Origin of the sequence: Agathobaculum hominis, from assembly GCF_014288055.1 — a bacterium.
GTDB lineage: Bacteria > Bacillota > Clostridia > Oscillospirales > Butyricicoccaceae > Agathobaculum > Agathobaculum hominis.
Genome location: NZ_JACOPK010000002.1, coordinates 192,551 through 216,640, shown reverse-complemented (window position 1 = coordinate 216,640; position 24,090 = coordinate 192,551). Strand labels below are relative to the sequence as shown.

21 protein-coding genes and 1 pseudogene are annotated in these 24,090 nt (G+C 61.2%); 1 reads left to right on the top strand and 21 read right to left on the bottom strand.

Annotation, left to right across the window (positions count from 1 at the left end; all coding sequences use genetic code 11):
- Positions 1–28: 28 nt before the first annotated feature.
- The 15 genes and pseudogenes from H8S02_RS02870 to H8S02_RS02805 form a co-directional block, all read right to left on the bottom strand.
- Entirely contained in the window at positions 29–226 is a 198-nt protein-coding gene (locus H8S02_RS02870; RefSeq protein ID WP_186969219.1) for a hypothetical protein, read from the bottom strand.
- A 29-nt stretch (positions 227–255) separates the two neighbouring features.
- Positions 256–3,831 (bottom strand): chromosome segregation protein SMC, encoded by a 3,576-nt coding sequence (gene smc, locus H8S02_RS02865; protein ID WP_186969218.1) that lies wholly within the window; start codon positions 3,829–3,831, stop codon positions 256–258.
- 34 nt (positions 3,832–3,865) lie between these two features.
- Positions 3,866–3,979 (bottom strand): annotated as a pseudogene (locus H8S02_RS12490) (site-specific integrase); the annotation flags it as partial.
- Between the two features lie 121 nt (positions 3,980–4,100).
- Complete coding sequence (locus tag H8S02_RS02860) at positions 4,101–4,694, bottom strand: hypothetical protein (RefSeq protein ID WP_186969217.1); 594 nt, start codon at positions 4,692–4,694, stop codon at positions 4,101–4,103.
- A 254-nt stretch (positions 4,695–4,948) separates the two neighbouring features.
- On the bottom strand, positions 4,949–5,617 hold the full coding sequence (gene rnc, locus H8S02_RS02855) for a ribonuclease III (protein WP_186969216.1): 669 nt from the start codon (positions 5,615–5,617) through the stop codon (positions 4,949–4,951).
- A gap of 29 nt (positions 5,618–5,646) precedes the next feature.
- Positions 5,647–6,660, bottom strand: coding sequence for a phosphate acyltransferase PlsX (plsX, locus tag H8S02_RS02850; RefSeq protein WP_186969215.1), 1,014 nt, complete (start codon positions 6,658–6,660; stop codon positions 5,647–5,649).
- Between the two features lie 2 nt (positions 6,661–6,662).
- On the bottom strand, positions 6,663–7,967 hold the full coding sequence (trmFO, locus tag H8S02_RS02845; protein ID WP_186969214.1) for a methylenetetrahydrofolate--tRNA-(uracil(54)-C(5))-methyltransferase (FADH(2)-oxidizing) TrmFO: 1,305 nt from the start codon (positions 7,965–7,967) through the stop codon (positions 6,663–6,665).
- The gene (topA, locus tag H8S02_RS02840; RefSeq protein WP_186969213.1) at positions 7,960–10,449 is read right to left on the bottom strand and encodes a type I DNA topoisomerase; all 2,490 of its coding nucleotides are present in this window, start codon (positions 10,447–10,449) and stop codon (positions 7,960–7,962) included. Before topA ends, trmFO begins: the two co-directional genes overlap by 8 nt.
- Before the next feature lie 104 nt (positions 10,450–10,553).
- Complete coding sequence (dprA, locus tag H8S02_RS02835) at positions 10,554–11,759, bottom strand: DNA-processing protein DprA (protein WP_186969212.1); 1,206 nt, start codon at positions 11,757–11,759, stop codon at positions 10,554–10,556.
- 14 nt (positions 11,760–11,773) lie between these two features.
- Positions 11,774–12,541 carry a TrmH family RNA methyltransferase gene (locus H8S02_RS12755; protein ID WP_186969211.1) on the bottom strand — a complete coding sequence of 256 codons (768 nt, stop codon included), beginning with the start codon at positions 12,539–12,541 and terminating at the stop codon, positions 11,774–11,776.
- Positions 12,538–13,194, bottom strand: coding sequence for a potassium channel family protein (locus H8S02_RS02825; protein WP_186969210.1), 657 nt, complete (start codon positions 13,192–13,194; stop codon positions 12,538–12,540). Before H8S02_RS02825 ends, H8S02_RS12755 begins: the two co-directional genes overlap by 4 nt.
- Before the next feature lie 58 nt (positions 13,195–13,252).
- Positions 13,253–14,620 carry a TrkH family potassium uptake protein gene (locus H8S02_RS02820; RefSeq protein ID WP_330601918.1) on the bottom strand — a complete coding sequence of 456 codons (1,368 nt, stop codon included), beginning with the start codon at positions 14,618–14,620 and terminating at the stop codon, positions 13,253–13,255.
- A 481-nt stretch (positions 14,621–15,101) separates the two neighbouring features.
- Positions 15,102–15,899 carry an ABC transporter ATP-binding protein gene (locus H8S02_RS02815; protein ID WP_118723356.1) on the bottom strand — a complete coding sequence of 266 codons (798 nt, stop codon included), beginning with the start codon at positions 15,897–15,899 and terminating at the stop codon, positions 15,102–15,104.
- Entirely contained in the window at positions 15,893–16,762 is an 870-nt protein-coding gene (locus H8S02_RS02810; RefSeq protein ID WP_186969209.1) for an ABC transporter permease, read from the bottom strand. The genes H8S02_RS02815 and H8S02_RS02810 overlap by 7 nt, the downstream gene beginning before the upstream one ends.
- Before the next feature lie 28 nt (positions 16,763–16,790).
- Positions 16,791–17,795 carry an ABC transporter substrate-binding protein gene (locus tag H8S02_RS02805; RefSeq protein ID WP_186969208.1) on the bottom strand — a complete coding sequence of 335 codons (1,005 nt, stop codon included), beginning with the start codon at positions 17,793–17,795 and terminating at the stop codon, positions 16,791–16,793.
- 470 nt (positions 17,796–18,265) lie between these two features.
- Here H8S02_RS02805 and H8S02_RS02800 point away from each other — a divergent pair, with 470 nt between their 5' ends.
- Positions 18,266–18,547 (top strand): Dabb family protein, encoded by a 282-nt coding sequence (locus H8S02_RS02800; RefSeq protein ID WP_207722047.1) that lies wholly within the window; start codon positions 18,266–18,268, stop codon positions 18,545–18,547.
- Positions 18,548–18,851: 304 nt separating this feature from the next.
- Here the strand turns inward: H8S02_RS02800 and nagA are convergent, their stop codons facing one another.
- The 6 genes from nagA to H8S02_RS02770 all read right to left on the bottom strand — a co-directional run bounded on the left by nagA (position 18,852) and on the right by H8S02_RS02770 (position 23,979).
- On the bottom strand, positions 18,852–19,961 hold the full coding sequence (gene nagA / locus H8S02_RS02795; RefSeq protein ID WP_186969206.1) for an N-acetylglucosamine-6-phosphate deacetylase: 1,110 nt from the start codon (positions 19,959–19,961) through the stop codon (positions 18,852–18,854).
- 11 nt (positions 19,962–19,972) lie between these two features.
- Entirely contained in the window at positions 19,973–20,710 is a 738-nt protein-coding gene (gene nagB, locus H8S02_RS02790; RefSeq protein ID WP_186969205.1) for a glucosamine-6-phosphate deaminase, read from the bottom strand.
- A gap of 121 nt (positions 20,711–20,831) precedes the next feature.
- Positions 20,832–22,316, bottom strand: a complete 1,485-nt coding sequence (locus H8S02_RS02785) for a PTS transporter subunit EIIC (protein WP_186969204.1) — start codon at positions 22,314–22,316, stop codon at positions 20,832–20,834.
- Positions 22,317–22,485: 169 nt separating this feature from the next.
- Positions 22,486–22,743: an HPr family phosphocarrier protein gene (locus tag H8S02_RS02780; RefSeq protein WP_118684056.1), complete on the bottom strand. Its 258-nt coding sequence runs from the start codon at positions 22,741–22,743 to the stop codon at positions 22,486–22,488.
- A 25-nt stretch (positions 22,744–22,768) separates the two neighbouring features.
- Entirely contained in the window at positions 22,769–23,260 is a 492-nt protein-coding gene (locus H8S02_RS02775) for a PTS sugar transporter subunit IIA (RefSeq protein WP_186969203.1), read from the bottom strand.
- A gap of 323 nt (positions 23,261–23,583) precedes the next feature.
- Positions 23,584–23,979: a DUF4186 domain-containing protein gene (locus H8S02_RS02770; protein WP_186969202.1), complete on the bottom strand. Its 396-nt coding sequence runs from the start codon at positions 23,977–23,979 to the stop codon at positions 23,584–23,586.
- Positions 23,980–24,090: the final 111 nt, after the last annotated feature.

Here is a 24,090-nt window from a genome sequence, read left to right as displayed (position 1 = left end):
TCTATAAGATTGTTTCTGCCGGTCTGCGTTACAGACCGTAGTAATTCACGCGCCAGTTTTCCCAGTCCGTGCGGTCGATGCGCTCGCCCCAGAGGACATAGCCGCGTGCGTGTGCCCAGTGCCGGAATTCCGCCGGATGATGCGCCGCGTAGCCGTGCGTCGTGATGCATCCGTTCGGCAGCCGCGTTTCCACATCCAGCCGGTACGGGTATTTTGAACTCCGCATATCCATGCTTCACACCCCACAGTCCTGCGTCATTTTATCGTGTTCTTCAGCCGTTTCTCCGCCTCTGCGAGATTGAGCATGAGCAGCTTTGAAACACCCTGCTCCTGCATGGTCACGCCGTAGAGCATATCTGCTTCTTCCATTGTACCACGTCTGTGCGTAATTACAATAAATTGTGTGAAATCTGTTAATTTTCGTATATATTTCGCATACCGCTGCACGTTCACATCGTCGAGCGCGGCTTCGATCTCGTCGAGCACACAGAACGGCGCGGGGCGCAGCTTGAGTATCGCAAAGTACAGCGTGATGGCCACAAACGCCTTTTCGCCGCCCGAAAGCAGCGTGATCGTTTTGACCGCCTTGCCGGGAGGCGACACGCGGATGTCGATGCCGCACGAAAGGATGTCGCTCGTGTCCGCGAGCGCAAGCTCCGCATGGCCGCCGCCGAATATCTCGCGGAAGGTCTGCCCGAACAGCACGTTCAGCCGGGCAAACTCCGAGGCGAAGATCTCCTTCATGTTGACCGTCAGCCGGTCGATGACCCTGTACAGCTCGCGCTGCGCCCGCTCGAGGTCGTCCTTCTGCCCGCCCATGAAGGCATAACGCTCGCGCACCCGGCGGTATTCCTCCACCGCGTCCGGATTGACGCTGCCGAGCGCCCGTATTTCCCCGCGCAGCTCGTGCGCGCGTTCGCGTGCGGCGGCCGGGTCGTCAAGCGGCTGCGCAAGCGCAGCGGCCGGTGTAGGTGTCAGCTCGTAGCTTTCCCACATCCGGCCGAGGAGCTGTGCCTCCTCAGCCTTCAGCTGTCCTGCGCGGTTTTCCAGACGCGAGGCCTCACGCTCCATGCCGAGGATCTGCTCGCCTGCGTCCTGTGCGTCCCGGCGCACGGCAGTCCGCCGTTCCTCGACCTGCTCGCGGCGCTTTCCGGTCTGTTCCAGCTGCTCCCGCAGCGTGCGCGTCAGCGTCTCCGACCGTTCGTGCGCCGCCTTCTCCTCTGCAAGCTCGTCCTGCATGCGTTCGCACTCGCACTCGTAGCGTTTGATGCTGTCCGCCGCGCTCGAAAGACCGGCGTCCGTCTCGCATCTGAGCGCCCGCATCTGCTCGAGCGCCCGGTTTTCACCGGACAGCTCGGCCTCCGTGCGCGTAAGCGCGGTGCGCTGCCCGGCAAGCTGCGCTTCCTGCTCCGCAGCCTCGGTACGGAGCCGCGCGAGCGCGTCCCGGCAGGTCTGCACGCGCGTTTCCGCGTCGCGCAGCTGCGTTCCGGCCTGCGCTTCCCTCGCGTCGAACGACGCGAGCACCTCCGCGCTGCGCTGCTTTTCGGCCTCCATGCTGCGCTGCTGCTGCATCAGCTCCTCCTGCCGCGCCTGTGCGTTCCCGAGCAGCGCCCGGTGCTGCGTACACGCGGCGGCAAGGGCGGCCTGTGCTTCTGCCTGCCGCCGCAGGGCTGCATTCTGCGTTTCGCACGCGGTTTCACAGGCGTGCAGCCGCTTTTCTGCGGCACGAAAGCGCTGCTCTGCCGTTTTTCGCGCGGCTTCACAGCGTTCCGCCTGCTCTTCGGCAGCCCTCAGCCGTCCTGCACGCGCCAGCGCGCCCGTTCCGCGCGATGCCGAGCCGCCCGTCATCGCGCCGCCCGGCTGGATGATCTGGCCGTCGAGGGTGACGATGCGGAAGCGGTGTCCGTGCGAACGCGCGAGCGCCAGCGCCGCATCCATATTCTCGCACACGACCGTGCGCGCGAGCAGGCTGCGCACGACTGCGCCGTATGTCTCATCAAACTGCACCAGCGTGTCCGCCGTGCCGCAGCAGCCGCGTTCGCGGTCAAGTCCGCTCTCTCGGAGCGACGCCGGGCGGATGGTGTCGAGCGGCAGAAAGGTCGCCCGTCCGCCGTCCGTGCGGCGCAGATATTCGATGCACGCCCTGCCGTCCTCGGCAGAGCCGACCACGATCGACGATGCAGATGCGCCGAGCGCAGTGTCTATCGCGGTGACAAAGCGGTTTTCCGTCGAAAGGAGTGCCGAGACCGGCCCGTGCACGCCCGAAAGCCTGCCGCGCCCGGCCTGCTGCATGACCGATCTGACCGACCGGGCAAAGCCGTCGTAATCGCGCTGCATATCGCGCAGCATGGCCGCACGGTTTCTCGCGTCGGTCAGCGCGCTCTCTGCCTGCCGCAGCGCCGTGCCGAGGGCGTCAGCATCCGCCTTCGCCTGCCGCAGCGCGGCGTCTGCCTCGCCGGCCTGTGCCTGCGCCTGCCGCAGGGTGGTTTGCCCCGCGGATACGCGGCTTTCGAATGCGGACTGCTCCTCCTGTACAGCCTTCAGGCGGTCACCTGCGTTTTCGAGCGCGCGATGCAGATCATCCTGCTGTCCGTCCATCCCGGCAAGGCCGGTCTGCGCGGCGGTGCGCTCGAGCGCAAGCGTATGCTGTTCGTTCTGCGCCGCGGCGCGAGCCTGCTCCGCCCGCTCCAGCGCGGCGGCCGCCGCACCTTCCGCTTCCCTGTGCTGCGCCAGCCTGTCTTCCTGCGCCGCAAGGCGCTCTCGCGCCTCTGCGCTGCTCTGCTCCAGCTCTGCGATGCGGGTTTCCTGCGCAGAAAACTGCTCTGCGAGCTTTTCCGCCTGCTTTGCGCGCTCCTCGTTCTCTCTGTGCACGCGCTCGAGGTTCGCGCGGCAGTTTTCGAGGTTTGCGCGCAGCACCGCAATGCGGCTCGCCTGCCCGGCCTCGCGGCTCTCCGCCTCGCGCAGCGACGTGCGCAGCGCTTCGGTCTCGCGGTCGATGCCATGCAGATCAGCCGTCAGCTGCTCCGCCTGCTGATAGCGCCTTTCCTGCTCGGATTTTGCATTTTCCAGCTGTCCGCGGCAGACTTCTGCGTCGCGTGAGCGTTTTTCCGCCTCGCTTTTCAGCCGTTCAAGCTGTTCCAGCCACAGAGACACCTCGAGAACGCGCAGTTCATCGCGCAGAACAAGGAATTTCTCCGTTTTTTTCGCCTGTTTTTCGAGCGGCTCGAGCTGCCGCCCCAGCTCATCATACAGGTCGCGAATGCGCGTGAGGTTGTCCTCGGTCGCGGCAAGGCGGCGCTCGGCCTCCTCCTTGCGGGCGCGGAATTTGGTGATCCCGGCCGCTTCCTCGAATACGCCGCGCCGATCCTCGCTCCTGAGCGACAGGATTTCATCGATCCGCCCCTGTCCGATGCTGGAATAGCCGTCGAGGCCGAGACCGGTGTCCATGAACAGCTCGCGGATATCCCTGAGGCGGCAGTGCTTTTTGCCGAGGCTGTATTCGCTCTCGCCCGAGCGGTAGTAGCGGCGCGTGACCATGATCTCGGCAAACGGCGAGCGGAAAACGCCGGTGGAGTTGTCGAGGATGAGCGAGACCTCGGCAAAGCCGACCGGACCGCGCTTCGCCGTGCCGCCGAAGATGACGTCCTCCATCTTCGCGCCGCGCAGCGACCGCGAGGACTGTTCTCCGAGCACCCAGCGGATCGCGTCCGAGATATTCGATTTGCCGGAGCCGTTCGGACCGACGATCGCGGTCATGCCGCCGAGAAATTTGATCTCCGTGCGGTCGGGAAACGACTTGAACCCCTGTAAGATCAGGCTCTTGAGAACCATGTGCCACCTCAAAGATATAGATAAAATATTTTACCACTTCCGATTTAACACTGTCAACCGAAACGTGAGCGTACGGATTCATCGTAATGTTGATATCCGAATGTCCCATGATATATTGCAGGCTTTTCGGGTTAATATGTTTTTCCGAGTCCAAGCCCAATTTCAGATATAGAGGACTAATAACTTCAAAATTGTAATGAAAAATCCCACTTGAACTTTGTGAGATCAAGTGGGATTTTATGAATGTAATCATTGTGTTGAAATTAAGATTATTTCCTCATCAACTTATCAAAAGATTGTCCCCAGCTATGAACGACTTGCTTGTCAACATTTAGCGGCCATGTTGATGGAAATAGTTCCGCTTCTGCCACTTCATCATGGCTTAAGCGGTTATCCACTTGATCAATAATATCCAGATCCAGCTGTACATGAATAGCAGACATACATATTTCCCCGTCAGTAAAGGCAACAATACTCTGAAGATGAGCACCTTCAGGCATTTTGAATTCAAGCGGAAATTCATATACATATACAGCTTTCTTTGATTCACCAGCGATATGGATATTGCTTTCTTGCAGAAAGTGCGGGTCTATACCTTTTATATTACCGCTAGACTTGGCTATACCTAAGGAATTATCTTCATTTGTTAGGTGGTTGTACATTTCACAAAAATCTTGTAGGGATATCTGATATGCATTAACATCTTTTGAACTTTGAATTGTCCACCCAAATGATGTGGTCATCATAGACGCGATATCTTGCATAGTGTACTGATCTTTGGCAAATTGATTAGTCCAACCCCCTGCAAAAAAAGCACAGCACATGGACAAAAGCCAAATTACAATGATGAGGATCTTTTTCATTAAACACCTCTTGGTGGTCAGACGATATTGATATATCCGATACCACTTTCTCAATATAATCATCTCTTAGGTTAATTAAATTTTTATACTGTTATCATATACTCTTTCCTGAAAAATAGCAATTCGGAAGTCAAACAAAAACAAACAGAATTTATTGGTACATATTTCTAAAATCTGCGATATATAAAAGAATAAAAAAACCGGCACAGTTTTTCACTGTGCCGGTTTGCCGGTTTGGTTGTCTTCTAAAACTTTTAGCATCCCATGATTTCCAAAGCCTTCTTGGCGGCAAGCTGTTCCGCTTCCTTTTTGCTTCGGCCTGTGCCGGAGGCAAATACGTTGGAGTTGAGCAGCAGCTCCATGGTAAACCGCTTGTCGTGATCCGGGCCGGACTGACCGGCGAGCCGGTACTCCAGCGTTTCCTGCTTGTTCTTCTGCACGATCTCCTGGAGCATGGTCTTGTAGTCCTTGAACGCGCCGCCCGCAATGGCGACGTCTACCTTGTGCGGGATGAAGCGCAGCACGAACGCGCGCGCCGGCTCGATGCCGCCGTCCAGATAGATCGCGCCCAGAAGCGCCTCGGTCGCATCGGCCAGGATGGACGGACGCTTTCTGCCGCCGCCGTTCTCCTCGCCGTGACCCAGACGGATCTCCTCCGGAATACCGAGTTCCCTCGCGATCTCGCACAGCGCGCCTTCACACACGACCGCCGCACGCAGCTTGGTCAGCTCGCCCTCGGGCAGCTCAGGATAATGCGTGAACAGGTAATCCGCCGTGACAAAGCCCAGTACGGAATCGCCAAGAAACTCCAGCCGCTCGTTGCAGTCCAGATGCGTGCCGTGGTGCTCGTTGGCATACGAGGAATGCGTCATCGCTTTCTGCCGCAGGCTGACGTCCTTGAATTTATAGTCGATTTTGAGCATGGTTTCACCTCCTTTCGCCGTTTTTTTGCTTATTCAACCGTCATGTACTGAATATTTTCCTTGACCGCGTCGATCATGCCGGACTTCGTGTAGGCGATCGCGCGGCGGACAGCGTTCATCACCGCGATCTCGTTGGACGAGCCGTGCGCCTTGATGACCGGCTTTGCGATGCCGAGGAAGGGCGCGCCGCCGACCTTGTCCTGATTGAACATCTCGCGGAAGTCATCCATGCCCTTTTTGCACAGCAGATAGCCGATCTTGGTGCCGGCCGAGGCGGTGAACACCTTCTTGATCTCGTGCGCCATGAATTTCGCCGTGCCCTCGACCGTCTTGAGCAGAACGTTGCCCATGAAGCCGTCGCAGACCGCGACGTCGCACGCGCCGAGCGGTACCTGACTGCCCTCAACGTTGCCGACGAAATTGAGCCTGCCTGCGTCGCCTGCGGCCTTGAGCAGCGCATACGCCTCCCTGCGGAGCGGATCGCCCTTGGTGTCCTCGGTGCCGTTGTTGACCAGACCGACGCGCGGCGACTTCAGGCCGTTGTTCTTCTCCGCGTACAGAGACGCGAGGAAGGCGAACTGGAGCAGCATTTCCGCCGTGCACTCGGTGTTCGCGCCGGCGTCGCACAGCATGACCTCGCCGCCCTCGCAGGGCAGGACAGGCGCGAGCGCCGCGCGGCGGATACCCTTGATGCGGCCGCCGTACAGCGTCGCGCCGGTCAGCAGCGCGCCGGTATTGCCCGCGGAGACGAGCGCATCGCCCTCGCCTGCCTTTAGCAGCTTGAACGCGACCGCCATGGACGAGTCCGGCTTGCGGCGCAGAACGGTCGCCGGGTCGTCGTGCATGTCAACGATATCCGAGGCCGGCATGATGGTCAGATGCTCGGTGTTCTCCAGTCCATGCGCGCGCAGCACGGCGGTGATCGCCTCGGGCTGGCCGACGAGCAGGATATCCTCGCCATATTCCTTCGCAGCGAGCGCCGCGCCCCGGACGGTTACGTCGGGGGCGTTGTCGCCGCCCATCGCGTCAACGATGATCTTCATTCTCAAAGCTCTCCCTTCAGACTTTCGATGCGTTCGAGTGCCCGCTCGGAAATCTTTGCGTTTTTCTCCCGCTTGCCCTTGATCTTGCAGCCAAGCGGCTCAATGATGCCGAAATTGATGTTCATCGGCTGGAACTTCGTGACCGTGTGGTCGGAAATATAGGATGCGAGCGCGCCGACGGCGGTAAAGCGGTCGAGCTGCGGCATCGGTCTGCCGAGCACCTCCATCGCGGCCGCCACGCCTGCGGTCCAGCCGGAGGCGGTGGACTCGATATAACCCTCGACGCCGGTCATCTGTCCGGCAAAGCGGATGCGCGGCTCGCTTTTCAGCGCGTAGGTCGCGTCGAGCAGACGCGGCGAGTCGAGGAACGTGTTGCGGTGCATCACGCCGTAGCGCACGAACTCCGCGTTCCGGAGCGCCGGGATCATGGAGAACACACGCTTCTGCTCGCCGAATTTGAGGTGGGTCTGGCAGCCGACCAGATTGTACAGCGTGCCGTTCGCGTTATCGCGGCGCAGCTGAAGCACCGCATAGGGGTCTTTTCCGGTCTTGGGGTCGGGCAGGCCGACCGGCTTGAGGATGCCGAAGCGCAGCGTATCATAGCCGCGGCGCGCGTTGACCTCGATGGGCATGCAGCCCTCGAACACCTTGGAGTCCTCGAAGCCGTGCACCGGCGCCTCCTCGGCGGTGGTGAGCGCGTTCCAGAATGCGTCATACTCCTCGCGCGAGAACGGGCAGTTGATGTAGTCCGCCGTGCCCTTGCCGTAGCGGGAGGCCTCGTAGGCGGAGTCCATGTCGATGCTCTCCGCGGTCACGATGGGCGCGGCCGCGTCGTAGAAGTGCAGGAAATCGCCGCCCACCCTGGCGTGGATGGCGTCGAACAGCGTATCCGAGGTCAGCGGGCCGGAGGCGATGACGACGCGGCCCTCCGGGATCTCCGTTACCTCACCGTAGACCACTTCGATATTCGGGTGGTTCCTGATCTTTTCGGTGACGGCTGCGGCGAACGCCTCGCGGTCCACCGCCAGTGCACCGCCTGCCTCGACGCGGTTCGCGTCCGCGCAGGACAGAATGAGGCTGTCCAGACGGCGCAGCTCCTCCTTGAGCAGGCCCGCCGCGTTGGTGAGCTCATCCGAGCGCAGCGAGTTCGAGCAGACAAGCTCTGCGAAATCGTCCGAGTGATGCGCCGGGCTGTGCTGCGACGGCTTCATCTCGCACAGGCGCACGGAAACGCCGCGCTGCGCGAGCTGCCATGCAGCCTCACAGCCGGCCAGTCCCGCGCCGACGACGGTAACGGTATTATTCATCCGGGTTCTCCTTTGCCGTAGTCTTTTTCCTTGCGGCAGGCTTTTTCGCCGCCGCCTTTTTCTCGGCGGCCTTCTTCGCCTTCTCCGCGGCCTTTTCGGCCTCATATTTTGCGAGCGCCTTTGCATACTGCTCCTGCTGCTTTGCAGTCAGCTCCTGCACGGCCTCGTCCTTGAGCTTTTTGAACCTGTTCGTGGTCTTGGTCATCCACGGAAGCGTCTTTTTGACCGTTTTCTTTTTCGCCGCAGGCTTTTTCGCTTCCTTCGGCGTCTTTTCTGCGGTCTCGCCGTTCTTTTCGGCGGCTTCCTTCGCGGCGGCGCGCTCCGCAGCCTTGGCCGCGCGCGCCTCACGCATTTTGCGGCGCTTCTCGGTCTCCTCGGGCGGCAGGCCCTCCTTGACCAGCTCGACAAAGCCGCAGCCCTCGCGCAGACATACGTCGGTGACCTCCTTGGAGTCGCGGTCGGTGTGGCGGAACAGCGAGGAGTCGCAGTTCGGGCACTTGGTCTTGAGCGGCTTGTCCCAGGTGATGAACTGGCACGCCGGATACTTGTCGCAGGAATAGTAGACAAAGCCGCGCGCGGACTTTTTCTTGACGACCTTTGCGCCGCAGACCGGGCAGGCTGCGCCCGTGTCCTCGGTGATCGGCTTGGTGTTCGTGCATTCCGGGAAGCCCGGGCAGGCGAGGAACTTGCCGAAGCGGCCGGACTTGATGACCATATTGCGGCCGCACTTGTCGCAGATGACGTCGGTCACCTCGTCCTGGATCTTGATGCGCTTGCCCTCCAGATCGATCTCGGCCTGCTTGAGCGCCGCCTCGAAGCCGTCATAGAAGTTGTGCAGCAGCTGGATATAGTTCAGCCTGCCGGCCTCGACCTCGTCGAGCTCGTGCTCCATGTTCGCGGTAAACTCGTAGTCCGCGACCGACTTGAACTCGTCCACGAGCAGACCGGTAACGCCCTCGCCGAGCGGCGTCGGACGCAGCGCGCGGCTCTCCTTGGTGACGTAGTCGCGGTCGATGATGGTCGAGATGGTCGGCGCATAGGTGGACGGACGGCCGATGCCGCGCTCCTCCATCGCACGGATGAGCGACGCCTCGGTATAGCGTGCGGGCGGCTGCGTAAAGTGCTGCGACGGCTCGAGCTTCTCGGCGGTCAGCCGGTCGCCCTTGTCGAAGCGCGGCAGCGGCTTTCCGGCTGCGTCCTGCTTCTTTTCGTCGTCCGTTCCCTCTTCGTAGACCGCCGTAAAGCCCGGGAACGCGACCGTATGGCCGGAGGCGCGGAACACCTGTCCCTCGCAGACGATGTCCGCGGAGACCGTGTCGAGGATGGCGTCCGCCATCTGGCAGGCGACAAAGCGCGACCAGATGAGGCGGTACAGCTTGAACTGGTCGGGCGAAAGGTACCTGCGGATCTCCTCAGGCAGCAGCTGCACGTTGGACGGGCGGATGGCTTCATGCGCGTCCTGCGCGCCCGATTTGGTCTTGTAAACGCGCGGCTTGCCGGGATAGTAGTCCTCGCCGTAGCGGCCCTTGATGAAGCCTGCCGCAGCAGCGGTCGCCTCGTCAGCCAGACGGAGCGAGTCGGTACGCATATAGGTGATCAGACCGGTAAGGCCGTACTCGCCCAGCTCGATGCCCTCATACAGCTCCTGCGCGATGCTCATGGTGCGGCGTGGCGTCATGTTCAGCTTGCGGCTCGCCTCCTGCTGGAGGGTCGAGGTGATGAACGGGGGCGCCGGGGTGCGTTTTTTCTTGCCGCGCTTGATCTCGCCGACGGTGAACGGCTTTCCGGTGACGGCGTTCACCACGCGCATCGCCTGCTCCTCGTTCTTCAGCTCGGCCTTGCCGCTGCCGTCGCCATAGTAGCGCGCGGTGAACGTTCCGCCGTCCTCGGTCGCGAGCAGCGCCTCGATCGACCAGTATTCCTCGGGCACGAACGCGCGGATCTCGTTTTCGCGGTCGACGACCAGACGGGTCGCGACGCTCTGCACACGGCCTGCGGACAGGCCGCGCTTGACCTTGCGCCACAGGAACGGCGAGAGCTGATAGCCTACGATACGGTCGAGGATACGGCGCGCCTGCTGCGCGTTGACCAGATCGATGTCGATGTCGCGCGGACTTGCGATGCCCGAGCGGACAGCCTGCTTGGTGATCTCGTTGAAGGTCACGCGGCGCGAATTGCTGTCCTTGAGCTTGAACAGCTCCTTGATGTGCCACGAAATCGCTTCTCCCTCGCGGTCAGGGTCAGTCGCGAGATAGACGAAGTCCGCCTTGCGGATCTCGCTGCGGATTTCCTTGATGACTTTATCTTTACCCTCGATCGGCACATATTCCGGCTTGAAATCATGCTCCAGATCGATGCTCATTTTCTTTTTCGGCAGATCGCGCAGATGTCCCATGGACGCCTTGACCACGTAATCCGCGCCCAGATACTTGCCAATGGTCTTTGCCTTGGCAGGAGACTCCACGATTACTAACTTAGACATAAAAACCTCCGGGTTTTCGGAAAACGGCTTTCCGTTTCCTGTTTGGTGCGCACGATGCGCTGACAGGCGCTGCGCCTGTCATATTATCTTTCTTTTCTTCTTACTCATTCCTGTCCTGCGAGACGGACGTTCGCCGCGTCGCGCTCGAGCACGCCCTCCATCTCGAGGGTCGTGACCATGCACATCAGCCGCGGCGCGGGCAGACCGCAGCACTCGACCAGCTCCTCCAGACTGTGCATGCCCTCCGCGACCAGACGGACGATCTTCTGCTCGTTCTCATCCAGTCCCTCCGGCATGGCAAACGCCGGCTTTTCTGGCGCCGGAGCCGGTTTTGCAGGCGTGCGCCGTTCGGGCGCGGTGCGCTGCTTCGGCACCGTCCGCGCGACGGGCGGGCGGGTATAGGCATGAAATGCGGCCGCGCCGCCGGGCAGCAGGCTCGCATACTCGCGCACGAGCGCTCTCGGGTCGTTCAGCAGGGCGGCCTCGCACCGCTCGATGAGGGCGTTGCACTCTCTGGACTGCGGCGCGCCCATCGCACCGGGGACCGCATAAACGTCGCGGCTCTGGTCGAGCGCGTGACGCGCGGTGATGAGCGCGCCCGAGCGCGCGCTTCCGGCCTCGACGATGACCGTCGCGACGCACAGGCCGCTGATGATGCGGTTGCGGCTCTTGTAGTTGAGGCCGTCCGGCTCGGTCCCGGGCGGATATTCGCTGATGACCGCGCCGGAAAGCAGGATATCGCCCATGAGGGCGCGGTTCTGCGGCGGATAGCACACATCCGGGCCTCCGGCGAGCACCGCGACCGTCAGACCGCCTGCGCGGAGCGCGCCGCGATGCGCCGCCGCGTCGTTGCCGAGCGCCATGCCGCTGACCGTGACAAAGCCGGCCTTCGCCAGCTCCGCGCCGATCGTCCCGGCGACCTGCACGCCGTAGCTCGTCGCCTGCCGCGTGCCGACGACCGCGATACCCGGCATGGTGTCGAAATCCGGCCACCGGCCGCGGATATACAGCACGACCGGCGGGTCCTCGATCTGCCGCAGGCGGTCCGGGTAGGCGGCGTCCGAAACGGGCAGGATGCGGATGTCCTCGCGTGCGCACTGCGTGATGACCTGTTCGGCCTCGTCCGTCGATTTGTCGCACAGCAGCTCGATATGCTGCCGCCGCAGACTGGGACAGCTCTGCGCGAGCATTGTGCTGTCCGCGGCGTAAACCGCCTCGGGCGAGCCCATGCGGCGCAGCACCTCCGCGCGCAGATAGTTTCCCAGGCCTCGCTTGAGGGATAACCAGACATAGCTCAGCAGTGACGACATGCCCTTCCGCCTCCTTATTTCGTCATTTCATAGATCACGATCGCCGCCGCGACGCCTGCGTTGAGCGACTCGGCGCGGCCGTGCATCGGGATGATCACGCGCCGGTCGGACAGGCGCAGCGCGCTCTCGCTCACGCCCCTGCCCTCGCTGCCGATGATGACGGCGGCCCGGCCGAGCGAAACGCTCGAGAGCGGCACGCTGTCCTCGTGCAGCGCAGTCGCGTAGACCGGCAGTCCGGCCGTTTTCAGCCGGGCGAGCGCGTCCGCGAGCGGCAGCTGCACACAGGGCAGGCGGAACACCGCCCCCATGGTCGAGCGGACGACCTTGGGCGAAAACGGGTCGGCACAGCCTTCGCACAGCACTACGGCTCCGAGGGCGAACGCCTCTGCCGTCCGCAGGATCGTGCCAAGGTTGCCCGGGTCCTGCAAGCCGTCGAGCAGCAGTACCTGCTCCCTGTCATCGAGCGCCGCTGCGTCCCACTGCGGCTGCATGCAGGAAAAAATAACGTTCTGCGGACTTTCCACCTCGCTCGCGAGGCAGAACAGCGCGTCCTCCGCGCAGTACATCGCTGCGCCCTGCTTTTCCGCCTGCCGCAGCTCCCCGCTCTCGAAGCCGCGCCGCACGAGCACGGTCTTGATCTCCGCGCCCGAGCGCAGCGCCTCGGTCAGCATTTTTTCGCCCTCGCACAGCATTTCGCCGGTCGAGCGGCGGTATTTTCTCTCCCGTCCGAGCCGCGCCAGATGCTTGAGCGCAGCGTTCTGACGGCTCTGTATCTCTATCACTTCAGTTCCACCACTTTATCTACTTTATCGTTCGTACCCAGTATGACCAGCAGGTCGTTCTCACTGATGCGGCCGTCCGCCCCCGGCGTTACATCCGTCACGCCGCCCTCGCCGTGCCGGATGGCCAGAACGTTGATGCCGTACCTCGCGCGCACGCCGAGCTGTCCGATCGTTTTTCCGATCCAGCTGCGCGGCGTTTTGATCTCCAGAATAGAGAAATCGTCCGAAAAGCCGATGTAGTCGATGACGTTCGTGCGGCCGAGATGCTGCGCGAGCCGCTGCCCGATCTCCTTCTCCGGCTGAATGACGCGGTCCGCGCCCACGCGCTCGAGCACCCGGGCATGCAGCGCGGACAGCGCCTTGCAGACGACCTGTTTCGCGCCGAGCTCCTTGAGCATGACTGTGACGAGGATGCTCGCCTCGATGTCCGTGCCGATGGCCACGACGCAGCAGTCAAAGTTGCGCACGCCGAGCGAGGTCAGCACGCTCTCGTCCTGCGCGTCTCCGCAGACAGCCTGCGTGACGCTGTCCGCGATGTGCTGCACGTTTTCCTCGCTGTTGTCGAGGGCGAGAACCTCATGTCCGAGCGAGCCGAGCTCGCACGCGACCGCCCGGCCGAAGCGGCCGAGACCGATTACCAAAAAGGATTTCATTGCTTTCTCCCTTTTATCCACAGGCTGTGTGTAATCTCTGCGGATTTTCTTTTTTTGTTCAGCCGATCATGACATTGCCCGAGGGGAATGTCAGCTTGGGCGGCTCTCTGCGGCGCAGAAATACCGCAACGCCGAACGTCAGTACGCCCACGCGGCCGAAATACATCATAACGATCAGCATGATATGCGAGACCGCCGAAAGCGCCGGCGTGAGCGACATGGTGAGACCCACCGTGCCGAAGGCGGAGGCTGTCTCAAACAGACACAGGTTCATCGGCACGTTTTCGATAAACGAAATGGTGCACGCACCGCCGAGGATGATCGTCACGCCGACGACCGTGAGCGCGACCGCATTCATGATGCTGCGCGGCTCGATGGTTCGTCCGAAGGCCGTGACCGACGTCCGTCCGCGCAGCGCGCTGACCGCGCTGAGCGCGAGCACTGCCACCGTCACGGTCTTAAGGCCGCCCGCCGTCGAGCCGGGCGAGCCGCCGATCAGCATGAGCACGCACGCGACCGCCTGCGAGGGGTCGGTCAGCGCGCTCTGGTCGATGGTGTTGAAGCCCGCCGTGCGCAGCGTCACCGTCTGGAACGCCGCCGCGAGCAGCCTGTGCGGCACGCTCATGCCGCCGAGCGTCGCCGGATTGCTCCACTCAAACAGCAGCGTCAGCACAAAGCCGCCGCCGAGCAGTACGCCCGACATGGCGAGTACGAGCTTGCTGTGCAGGCTGAGGCGGCGGAAGCGCCTGTGATCCCACACATCGCTCCATACAAAAAAGCCGAGACCGCCGAGCACGATGAGCGCCATGATGGTCAGATTCACGAGCGGGTCCCCCGCATAGTGCACGAGCGAGCAGAACGGATCGTCCGGCGTGCCCATGAGGTCGAAGCCGCCGTTGCAGAACGCCGATATCGCATGGAAAACACCCATGCCGACGCCGCGCAGCAGCCCGAACTGCTGCACGAAGCGGATGGACAGCAGCCCCGCGCCGACGCCCTCGAACAGGAACGTGCCGACCAGCACGCGCCGCATCAGCCGCACGATGCCGCCGCTCGAATCCAGACCGAAGCCGGCTCCGATGACCATGCGTTCGCGCAGCGTGATCGTGCGCCGCAGCAGCAGCGACGCCGCCGTCATGACCGACATAAAGCCAAGGCCGCCGATCTGGATGAGCAGGAGAATGACGCATTTGCCGAAAAGCGACCAGTGCACCGCCGTGCTGACCGTGACCAGACCGGTGACGCAGGTCGCGCTCGTCGCGGTGAACAGCGCATCGATGAAGGGCGTTGCGCGGCCGCTCTTCGCGGCGCACGGCAGCATGAGCAGCAGCGCTCCTGCCAGAATAATGAGCGCGAAACCAACAGCGATCACCATCGCCGCGTGCATCGCGCGGCTCTTCGGCGCCCGCCTTCTAAGGCCTGTCACAGCCGCATCCCCCCTTGCCTTTCCTATATATAATAGTCTCATTCAGCGCTTGTATCACATTTAATAAAAGCAGATTGCGCGTCTCCTGTCAAGGCAAATTTTCTGAATTTTTACGTTTTCCCCCGATCCGACCCCGAAAAAAAGCAACATACTGTCCATTTTCCGCCTTCGTTTTTCATCCATAAAATCCATATATCTCAATAAAATGTCAAAAAAGGCACGCTTTCGCGTGCCTTTCCGCGCCCCTGGGGGCGCAATCCCCTGCCGACTTTTGCCGAAGGCAAAACAGGCAGGGCAGGCGCTCCGCAGAGCGCCGCATAAAATTCCCCATAAAAGTCCAGCTCTGCCGGACTTTTATACCTCTGCCCGCGCCGCGGCGGCGCGGCCTCGTCCGCCGTGCGGACGAGAGGGGGGTATCACCTCCGGTTTCTCCGGAACCGGGGGTGTATCCAGGGGGGACAGCGTCCCCCCTGGAGGAAGCTCAGTGCGACAACAGCATCCTGTCATTATCCAGCTCCGCGCCGCACGCCTCGCGGTACAGCGCGAGCAGACCCGGCACATCCAGCCTGTCGCGCGTCTCGCCCGACAGGTCGAGCACGATCCTTCCGCGCTCGAGCATGATGGTGCGTGTGCCGAGCGACAGCGCCGCGCCGATGTTGTGCGTGACCATCATGGTCGTGATGTGATTTTCCGCCACGATGTCCTGCGTGATGTGCAGCACGCGCTCCGCGACCACCGGGTCGAGCGCCGCCGTGTGCTCGTCGAGCAGCAGCACGCGCGGCGTGTTGATCGTCGCCATCAGCAGCGTTACCGCCTGCCGCTGTCCGCCCGACAGCAGGCCGATCCGCGTTTTCATGCGGTCCTCCAGCCCCATGTCAAGCCGCGCGAGCTGCTCGCGGAAAAACGCGCGCTTTTTGCGCGGCAGCGCCGGTGCGAAAAGGTGTCCGCCTGCTCTTGCATACGCGAGCGCCACGTTTTCCTCCAGCGTCAGGTCGGGCGCTGTGCCGCGCATCGGGTCCTGAAAAATACGCGCGATGCGCTTTGCGCGCTTGTGTTCGGGCAGGTAGGTGATGTCCTCGCCGTCGAGCACAATGCGTCCCCTGTCCACGAAAAAGCTGCCGGAGACCGCGCCGAACAGCGTGGACTTGCCCGCGCCGTTCGAGCCGATGACCGTGACGAACTCGCCGTCCTGAAGCGTGAGGTCGATGCCGCACAGCGCATGATGTGCGCTCGCCGTGCCTGCGCCGAAGGTCTTGTCGAGCTGTTTGAGCGTCAGCATACGCGGTTCTCCTTTCTCTCGCGGCCTGCACGGACCGCTGCGGCCGCTGCCGGTACGGCGAGCGTTGCCGCGACGATGAGCGCCGAGAGCAGCTTGAGCGAGTTCGCGCTCATCAGATTGTAACGCAGCGCGAGCGCGATGATGATGCGGTAGACGACCGAGCCGAGCACCGCACTGACGATGCCGATCACGATGCCACGTCTGCCGCAGATGACCTCGCCGATGATGACGGACGCGAGACCGATGACGATCATGCCGCTGCCTGCGCCGACGTCGCCGAAGCCCTGACACTGGGCGAGGATCGCGCCCGAGAGCGCGACCAGCGCATTCGCCAGCGCGAGCGCCGCCCAGCGGACTGCCGTCGTGTTGATGGAGGAGGCGCGCACCATGTCCTCGTTCGAGCCTGCCGCGCGGATGCACAGGCCGCCGACCGTCTGGAAGAACAGCGTGACCAGCACGACGATCACCGCCGTTACCAGACCCACCGCAGGCGCTTTGCCGCCGAGCACCTCGAAGAACTTGGGCGCGTCGAGCAGCGATACGTTCGGGCCGCCCAGCACCGTGATGTTCACGGTATACAGGCCGCTCATCGTCAGAATGCCTGCGAGAATGGGATGGATTTTACAGTGCGTCTGCAAAAATCCGGTCACAACACCGGCGGCCGCGCCGGCCAGCGCACCGGCCAGCAGACCGGCAAACGGATGCGCCGCCGCGCACAGCACGGTCGAGACCGCCATGCCGAACGTGAACGAGCCGTCGACCGTGAGGTCGGGCAGGTTCAGGATGCGGAACGTGATGTACACGCCGACCGCGAGCAGCGCGTATTCAAGACCGAGCAGCGCCGAGTCCAGAAAGAAGTTCATGGTTTATCTCTCCCTTTTTTGCGGCGTCTCAGCCGCCGATCAGCGTTACCGAGCCGTCCTCCGGCAGCGTGATGCTGAGTGCATCGGCTGCGGCCCTGCTGCAAACGTACTGGAAGTCGCTCATTGCCTCGGCCGGGACCTCGGAAACGTCCTTGCCGTTCAGAATATCATATGCCATCTCTGCGGAGCGCTCACCGAGCTGCGTGTTGGAGACCGATACGCAGGCCAGCGCGCCGGACTTGACCATGACCGGGTCAGAGCCGTAAACCGGGATACCTGCTGCGTTCGCCGCCTCGACGACCTGCGCCATCGCGGACTGCACGGTGGAGTCGATCGGGATATAGATCGCGTCAACCTTGCCTGCGAGCGACTGCGCCGCCTGCTGTACCTCGTTCGAGGAGGCAACGGTGACTTCCTCATAGGTGTAATCCGTGGTATCGAGGTATGCCTTTGCCTTCTCGGCGGTCAAAACGGCGTTCTTCTCGCCCGAGCAGTACAGGATGCCGATGTTCTTGACGTCCGGGGTCAGCTTGCCCGCGAGCGTGAAGATCTCATCGACCGGAACGATGTTCGAGGTGCCGGTCGCGTTCTTATCCGGCTTTGCCATGTCTCCCATGATGCCTGCCGCCACCGGGTCGGTCACGGAGATGAAAACGACCGGCGCGGTCACGCCCGCATTGACGACCGCCTGCGTCGCCGGGGTAACGATCGGAACGACGAGGTCGTAATCCGCTGTCTTGAGCTCGGACGCGATCGAGTTGAGCGTGGACATATCGCCCTGCGCGTCCTTCACGTCATAGGTCACGCCGTCGCCGTACAGCTCGGTCAGCTTGTTCTCGAAGCTGTCGATCATCTCGGTGAACGCATCGTTGTCGACCAGCTGAACGACCGCGACCTTTGCGGTGTCGCCTGCTGCGGCGCCGGTGTCCGCATTTGCGTCCGCGCCGGTATCCGCAGAGGCATTGCCGCCGCAGGCGGTCATGGTCAGAAGGCTTGCGCCTGCGAGAAGTGCTGCTAAAAACTTGTTTTTCATGGGGTATCTCTCCTTTGGCATGTCGTCGAGGACAAACAAAAACGCCCGTCCTCAGAATTTCTTCCAAGGACAGGCGATAAAATCATCCTGCGGTGCCACCTTGCTTCGCGCCGTGCGGCGCGCACTCATCGGAACGCTAACACGCTCCTTCTCCGTAACGGGGAGTTCCGTTGCACTATACTGGGTCCGAAGACCGTTCCCATGCACCCTCTGCGGTCCATTTGTCCGATGCGCTGCTGCCGGGCTTCCACCGCCCCCGGCTCTCTGCAAACCCGCTTACCGGTTTTACTTCCGCTTCTTCGGTTTGTGATGGGTCTATTGTATCACGCACTTCAGCACGTTACAAGACTTTATTTTTATGAATTTTTGCTATATCATAGAAGCAGTGTTTGTACAGTTTTTATAATATGCCGCGCAAGCATTTCATATCCGATCAAAAAAGAAGGAATTGACCCATGATACGACACATTTTGTTCTGGAAGCTTCAGGAGGAGTACCGCGAGGGCGAGAAGCGCCGTGAAGCCGAAGCGCGCCTTGCGGCGTCCGTCGAGACGCTCGCCCCCATTCCCGGCCTGCACAACGCAAAGATCGGCCCGAACCTCGCCGGCGGCGAATACGATCTCGTGTTTTACGCCGACCTGGACGACAGGAACGCGCTCGCGGCCTTCCGCGACCATCCGCTTCACGTCGCGCACCGCGAGCGCTGCGCGTCGCTCGTCACCGGACGCCTCGCCGGAGATCTTGAGGTCTGAGCAGCCGGGGACGATACCCCGGCTTGAGACTGTCGAAAAACTATCGTTTTTCCGACAATCTGTGTTCTGACTGCGCAGAACACGGACGTCCGAAAGTTCCCATACGGAAACTTTCTCCCTCTTAAAGCATCAAAACCGAGGTGCACGCCCCCGGTTTTGATATATTTGCTTCGCAAATATTATTACATGCGCGCTGCCGCGCGACAGCGCCAGCATCGCGAAAACGGACTTTATCGACAGATTGCAGCCGGGGATGATACCCCGGCTTTCGTGCTTTTTGACGTTCCTGTCCGGCGTTCGGCTGTTACAGCATCCTGCCGCGCAGCAGGATGGTATGAATATTCAGCTCGTCGTCGAGCAGAACCACGTTTGCGAGCTTTCCGGCCTCGAGAGATCCGTAATCGTGCTCGATGCCGAGCGCACGGGCCGGATTTGTCGAGGCCGCCTGCACGGCCTGACCGAGCGGAATGCCCATGCGCACCGCGCTCCGGACGCAGTCCATCAGATTGGTGGCGGAACCGGCGATCGTGCCGTCGTGCAGCGTGGCGAGATTGCCGCGCACGGTGACAGCCTGTCCGCCGAGCGAGTATTCGCCGTCCTCGAGACCGGTCGCCATCATGCTGTCCGAAATGAGGATGACACGGCCGCCAAACAGGGTAAAGACCGCGCGGACGACCGAAGGATGAATGTGCACGCCGTCCGCGATCAGCTCGACCGCGACGTTTTCGCTGTCAAAGGCCGCGCCGATGACGCCCGGAGCGCGATGGGAGAACGGCGGCATGGCGTTGTACAGGTGCGTGACCTGCCGCGCGCCGCGGCGGAATGCCTCGCAGGCCGTGTCGTAATCCGCCTCAGTGTGGGCGAGCGAGATGCGGACCTCGCCGGACAGCTCCTCGATGGTCTGCATCGCACCGGGCAGCTCGGGCGCAAGGTCGCACAGCTTGAACAGACCGTTCGCCTGCGCCTGCACGCGGCGGAACATCGCGGCGTCCGGTGCGTGCAGATAGGCGCCGTTCTGCGCGCCCTTTTTCTTTTCCGAGATGAACGGCCCCTCCATATTGATGCCGACGAGCGCGGCCTCGTGCGGCTGTGCGCTCCATGCGGCGGCAGCCTGCGCGATCTGCGTCAGCTTTTCCTCGGGATAGGTCATGGTCGCCGGACAGATGGCGGCGACGCCGTTCTGCGCCTGATAGGCGGCAAGGGTCGAGATCGCTTCGGCCGTGCCGTCGCAGAAATCGCGTCCCATGCAGCCGTGGAAGTGCAGATCGACCAGGCCGGGGATAGCGTAGAGACCGTCCATGTCCACCGCGTCGCCGGTCTCCCCGGCGGCAAGGATGCGGTCATCCGCGACCGCGAGACTGCCCGTGCGGAACGTGCCGTCGGGCTGATAGATTTTCAAATTGCTGAACTGCATGAAATCTCACCTCAGAGAAGATCGGTACAAAGAGAGAGCGCAGCTTCGTCCGCGACAATGGAAACGTCGGTATGAAGCTGAAGGATGGATGCCGGAACGCGCGGCGTTACCGGGCCGAAGAAGGCTTCGCGAACGGTTTTCGCCTTGTTTTCGCCCGAAACGACCAGAACGATGCGGCGCGCGAGCATGATGGTCTGCACGCCCATGGTGTACGCCTGACGCGGCACATCATCGGCCGAGGCGAAAAAGCGCTTGTTCGCCTCGATGGTGGACTCGGTGAGGTTGACGCAGTGCGTGCCCTTGGAGAAATACTCGTCCGGCTCATTGAAGCCGATGTGGCCGTTGAGGCCCATGCCGAGCAGCTGGAGGTCGATGCCGCCCGCCGCTCTGATGGCCGCGTCATAGCGGTGGCACTCCCGCTCGGCGTCAAGCTGTGCGCCGTCGGGCAGGTTGATGCGCTCGTCCGGAACGTTCACTGCATCAAAAAAGTTCTTGTGCATGAAATAGTGGTAGCTCTGGTCGTGATCCGGGGTCAGACCGCGGTATTCGTCCAGATTGAAGGTCGTGCAGGCGCCGAAATCGACGTCGCCCTTGTGATACCACTTGATGAGCTGCTCGTAAATGCCGATGGGCGAGGAGCCGGTCGCGAGACCGAGCACGGACTCCGGCTTCAGGATGACCTGCGCGGAGATGATGTTCGCGGCCTTGCGGCTCATGTCGTTATAGTCTTTTGCGCGGATGATTTTCATAATGCATTACCTCTTTCGTTTTTCGTTTTGTCAGAAAACAGAAGGGGCAGGCTTTCGCCCGCCCCTTCCATTGCGCGGAGCGCAATCTGGTGATATGCAAACAGATATGGTCAAATGGATTTTAGAGCATCTTTGCCATTTCGTCGGCTACGAACTGAACCTTGGTGCCAATGATGACCTGAATCGCAGTCTGAGACGGGCGCATTACGCCTGCAACGCCTGCTTCCTTGATCTTCTTCTCGTTGACCTGCGTGCCGTCCTTGACTTCGATGCGCAGACGGGTGATGCAGTTGTCGAGAGATGCGACATTCTCCTTGCCGCCGAGGCCTTCGAGAACGGCCGCAGCGATCGCGGTGAAGTCATTGTTCGCGAGAGTCGCGTTCTTGTCTGCCTCTGCGAAATCAGCCTCCTCATCCTCACGGCCCGGGGTCTTGAGGTTGAACTTGGTGATGGCAAAGTAGAATACCAGATAGAATACGACGAATGCCGCGATGCCGAGCGGGATGATCATCAGGGTGTTGTTCGCCGCCGGCAGGAAGGACGAGAATACGAGGTCGGTCGCGCCTGCGGAGAAGCAGAAGCCTGCGCGGAAGCCGACGTAGTAGGTGATGACGGTGAAGATGCCGTACAGAGCTGCATATACAATATACAGCGGGAAGCACAGGAACATGAAGCCGAACTCAAACGGCTCGGTAACGCCGCAGATGAATGCGCAGATCGCAGCGGACAGAACCAGACCGATGGCAGCCTTCTTGTTCTTCGCGGTCTTGATCATAGCCAGAGCCGCGCCGAATACGCCGAACATCATGCAGGGGAAGAAGCCGGACATATACATGCCGAGGCTCCAGGTAACGCCGTTCTGACCGGTAACGTCGCCAGCCCAGTAGTGCGACAGGTCGCCGAGGCCGATGGTATCGAACCAGAATACGTTGTTGAGTGCGTGGTGCAGGCCGGTCGGAATGAGCAGGCGGTTGAGGAATGCGTAGATGCCTGCGCCGATGCCGTCCATGCCGATGATGGCTTCGCCGACAGAAACGAGCGCGCCGAAGATGATCGGCCAGACGAACAGCAGAACGACGGATACCACGATGGAAACCAGACCGGTTACGATCGCAACGCAGCGCTTGCCGCTGAAGAATGCCAGCCAGTCGGGAAGCTTCGCGCTCTTGAAGCGGTTGTAGCACGCAGAACCGATGATGCCTGCGATGATCGCGATAAAGACGTTCTGGATCTTATCGAACGCGAGCGTCTTGACCGGATCGTCTGCGATGGCCGGCATGAGCGTGGTGACGACGCCGGTGCTCAGCAGATTGGTCATCATCAGCCAGGAAACCAGACCGGCGAGAGCGGATGTACCGTCTCTGTCATCGGACAGACCGACCGCTACGCCGATAACGAACAGCCATGCCATGTTGTCGATCAGCGCGCCGCCCGCCTTGATGAGCAGGAAGCCGATGTTGTACAGCGCACCGCTCGTCGCCGCGCCCGGTACGCCCATAACGCCCGGAGCGATCGCATAGCCGAGGCCCATCAGAATACCGCAGATCGGGAGCGCTGCTACCGGCAGCATGAGTGCCTTACCTAATTTTTGCAGCTTTTTCATCATAATAGAGTCCCCTCCTCTTTGTAAATGCCGCATTTTTGCGGCGCCTTGTGAATGACGATGTATTCCATAACGAACTGTTTTGAGGAAAATACATCCGAACGCCGTTTTCCGAGAGCCGAACAGGGAAAACGGCTTATTTCATCGCCCGCAGGGCGAAATGAAACCGCGTTTACAGGTTATCCTGAAGAAACTTTTCGAGAGAAGCAGCAGCCTCCGCCTCGTCCGCGCCCTCGATGGTGAGCTTTACGGTGTCGCCCTTCTTTGCGCCCATGCTCATCACGCCCATGATGCGCTTGGCGTCGACCTCCTTCTTCGGAGAAGCGATCATGATTTTGGAGGCGAACTTGGACGCCTCCTTGACGAGCATGCCGGCCGGACGGGCGTGGATGCCGAGCTCATCGGTAATCGTGTATTCGAATGTTTTCATGGTGAAATATCTCCTTTTTACTTCTTTACTTCTTTTCGAGCGTCAGCAGATCGTCGCCTGCCTGAACGCTTCCGGCGTCTTCGGTCTTGACCGAGGCGAACGCATCGGGGTTGCATACGATGACCGGCGTTACGACCTCGTAGCCAGCCTTGCGGATGGCGTCGATGTCGAATTCGATCAGCGTATCGCCCTTGCGGACGGTGTCGCCCGATTTGCATTTTGCGGTGTAGTGCTGTCCCTTGAGGCTGACCGTGTCGATGCCGACATGGATGAGCAGCTCAGCGCCCTCCGACGTGGTCATGGAGACCGCGTGTCCGGTATCGAACATCATGTCGACCGTACCGTTCGCCGGGGCAACAATTCGTCCCTCGCTCGGCTGTACAGCGGCTCCGGGACCGAGGATGCCCTGCGCAAAGGTCGGATCGGGAACCTCCGCCAGCGGCACGACCGTTCCGGAGACCGGAGAGGCGATCGTGATGCCGGGCTGGGAAAACAGGTTTTTCAGCTTGCCAAACATGATACATTCACACTCTTTCTGCATTGGACTGTCGTCCACATAGTATGTCGGTTGAGCAGATAAAACATGCGAAAAAAATAAAAAACCAAATTTCATCGCCTATATACCGTCTTACTGCAAAGACTGGTGCGAGAAATCTGGTTTTGCCCGCCGAAGCGGTAACAATCCATTAAAAGTCGAAGGGACGCTGCCCTTCTGGAAATGCCTGCTATCTACTTGTTGTTTTTATTGTAACAGAATAAAAATCCGTTTGCAAGCACAAATCGACGGTGGACCTGCCAAAAAACAGCGCCGTTTTTCTACACTTTGCACAAAAGCAGCCGTCACCGCCTGCTTCCGGGCAGAGGCGAGGTCATTTCGCGCTGCATCCAGAACAGCAGCATGCCGACGATGTATTCCTGCTCGGCGGCGGTCAGCGCGCGCCCGGAAGGGATTTTATGCCATTTTTCCAGACAGCCGCGGCAGCAGCAGGCGGTCGCGTGCTGCGCGATAAAGACCGGATGGCCGCGCATGGGCGTCTGTTTGCCGTCGTTCGGGATAAAGGCGGGCGCGAGCCGCTCTGCGACCAGCTCGGCGGCGTGGCGGCGCATGGTCTCCCATCCCCTGTCGCAGATATACTGGCGGTCCTTCAGGCCGAGACGGAAGCGGCTGCGGAAGCGCGAGCGCGAAAGTGCGGCGGAGATCTGCGCATAGCGCACGGTGTTTTCTTCAAAATTCATGGAAGCTCGTCTCCTTCTCTTTCTTATTGTAGAACATGACGAAGAAAGATGCAAGTGCCGCCGGCGAGATGGCTATTGTGCTGTGAAAGCCGCGGTTCATCCTGCCTTCAT

Bases quoted from the DNA above. Each gene is read 5' to 3' on its own strand.
- H8S02_RS02870 (WP_186969219.1), bottom strand. From the start codon at position 226: ATGCGGAGTTCAAAATACCCGTACCGGCTGGATGTGGAAACGCGGCTG.
- smc (WP_186969218.1), bottom strand. From the start codon at position 3,831: ATGGTTCTCAAGAGCCTGATCTTACAGGGGTTCAAGTCGTTTCCCGAC.
- H8S02_RS02860 (WP_186969217.1), bottom strand. From the start codon at position 4,694: ATGAAAAAGATCCTCATCATTGTAATTTGGCTTTTGTCCATGTGCTGT.
- rnc (WP_186969216.1), bottom strand. From the start codon at position 5,617: ATGCTCAAAATCGACTATAAATTCAAGGACGTCAGCCTGCGGCAGAAA.
- plsX (WP_186969215.1), bottom strand. From the start codon at position 6,660: ATGAAGATCATCGTTGACGCGATGGGCGGCGACAACGCCCCCGACGTA.
- trmFO (WP_186969214.1), bottom strand. From the start codon at position 7,967: ATGAATAATACCGTTACCGTCGTCGGCGCGGGACTGGCCGGCTGTGAG.
- topA (WP_186969213.1), bottom strand. From the start codon at position 10,449: ATGTCTAAGTTAGTAATCGTGGAGTCTCCTGCCAAGGCAAAGACCATT.
- dprA (WP_186969212.1), bottom strand. From the start codon at position 11,759: ATGTCGTCACTGCTGAGCTATGTCTGGTTATCCCTCAAGCGAGGCCTG.
- H8S02_RS02825 (WP_186969210.1), bottom strand. From the start codon at position 13,194: ATGAAATCCTTTTTGGTAATCGGTCTCGGCCGCTTCGGCCGGGCGGTC.
- H8S02_RS02815 (WP_118723356.1), bottom strand. From the start codon at position 15,899: ATGCTGACGCTCAAACAGCTCGACAAGACCTTCGGCGCAGGCACGGCG.
- H8S02_RS02810 (WP_186969209.1), bottom strand. From the start codon at position 16,762: ATGAACTTCTTTCTGGACTCGGCGCTGCTCGGTCTTGAATACGCGCTG.
- H8S02_RS02805 (WP_186969208.1), bottom strand. From the start codon at position 17,795: ATGAAAAACAAGTTTTTAGCAGCACTTCTCGCAGGCGCAAGCCTTCTG.
- nagA (WP_186969206.1), bottom strand. From the start codon at position 19,961: ATGCAGTTCAGCAATTTGAAAATCTATCAGCCCGACGGCACGTTCCGC.
- nagB (WP_186969205.1), bottom strand. From the start codon at position 20,710: ATGAAAATCATCCGCGCAAAAGACTATAACGACATGAGCCGCAAGGCC.
- H8S02_RS02785 (WP_186969204.1), bottom strand. From the start codon at position 22,316: ATGATGAAAAAGCTGCAAAAATTAGGTAAGGCACTCATGCTGCCGGTA.
- H8S02_RS02780 (WP_118684056.1), bottom strand. From the start codon at position 22,743: ATGAAAACATTCGAATACACGATTACCGATGAGCTCGGCATCCACGCC.
- H8S02_RS02775 (WP_186969203.1), bottom strand. From the start codon at position 23,260: ATGTTTGGCAAGCTGAAAAACCTGTTTTCCCAGCCCGGCATCACGATC.
- H8S02_RS02770 (WP_186969202.1), bottom strand. From the start codon at position 23,979: ATGAATTTTGAAGAAAACACCGTGCGCTATGCGCAGATCTCCGCCGCA.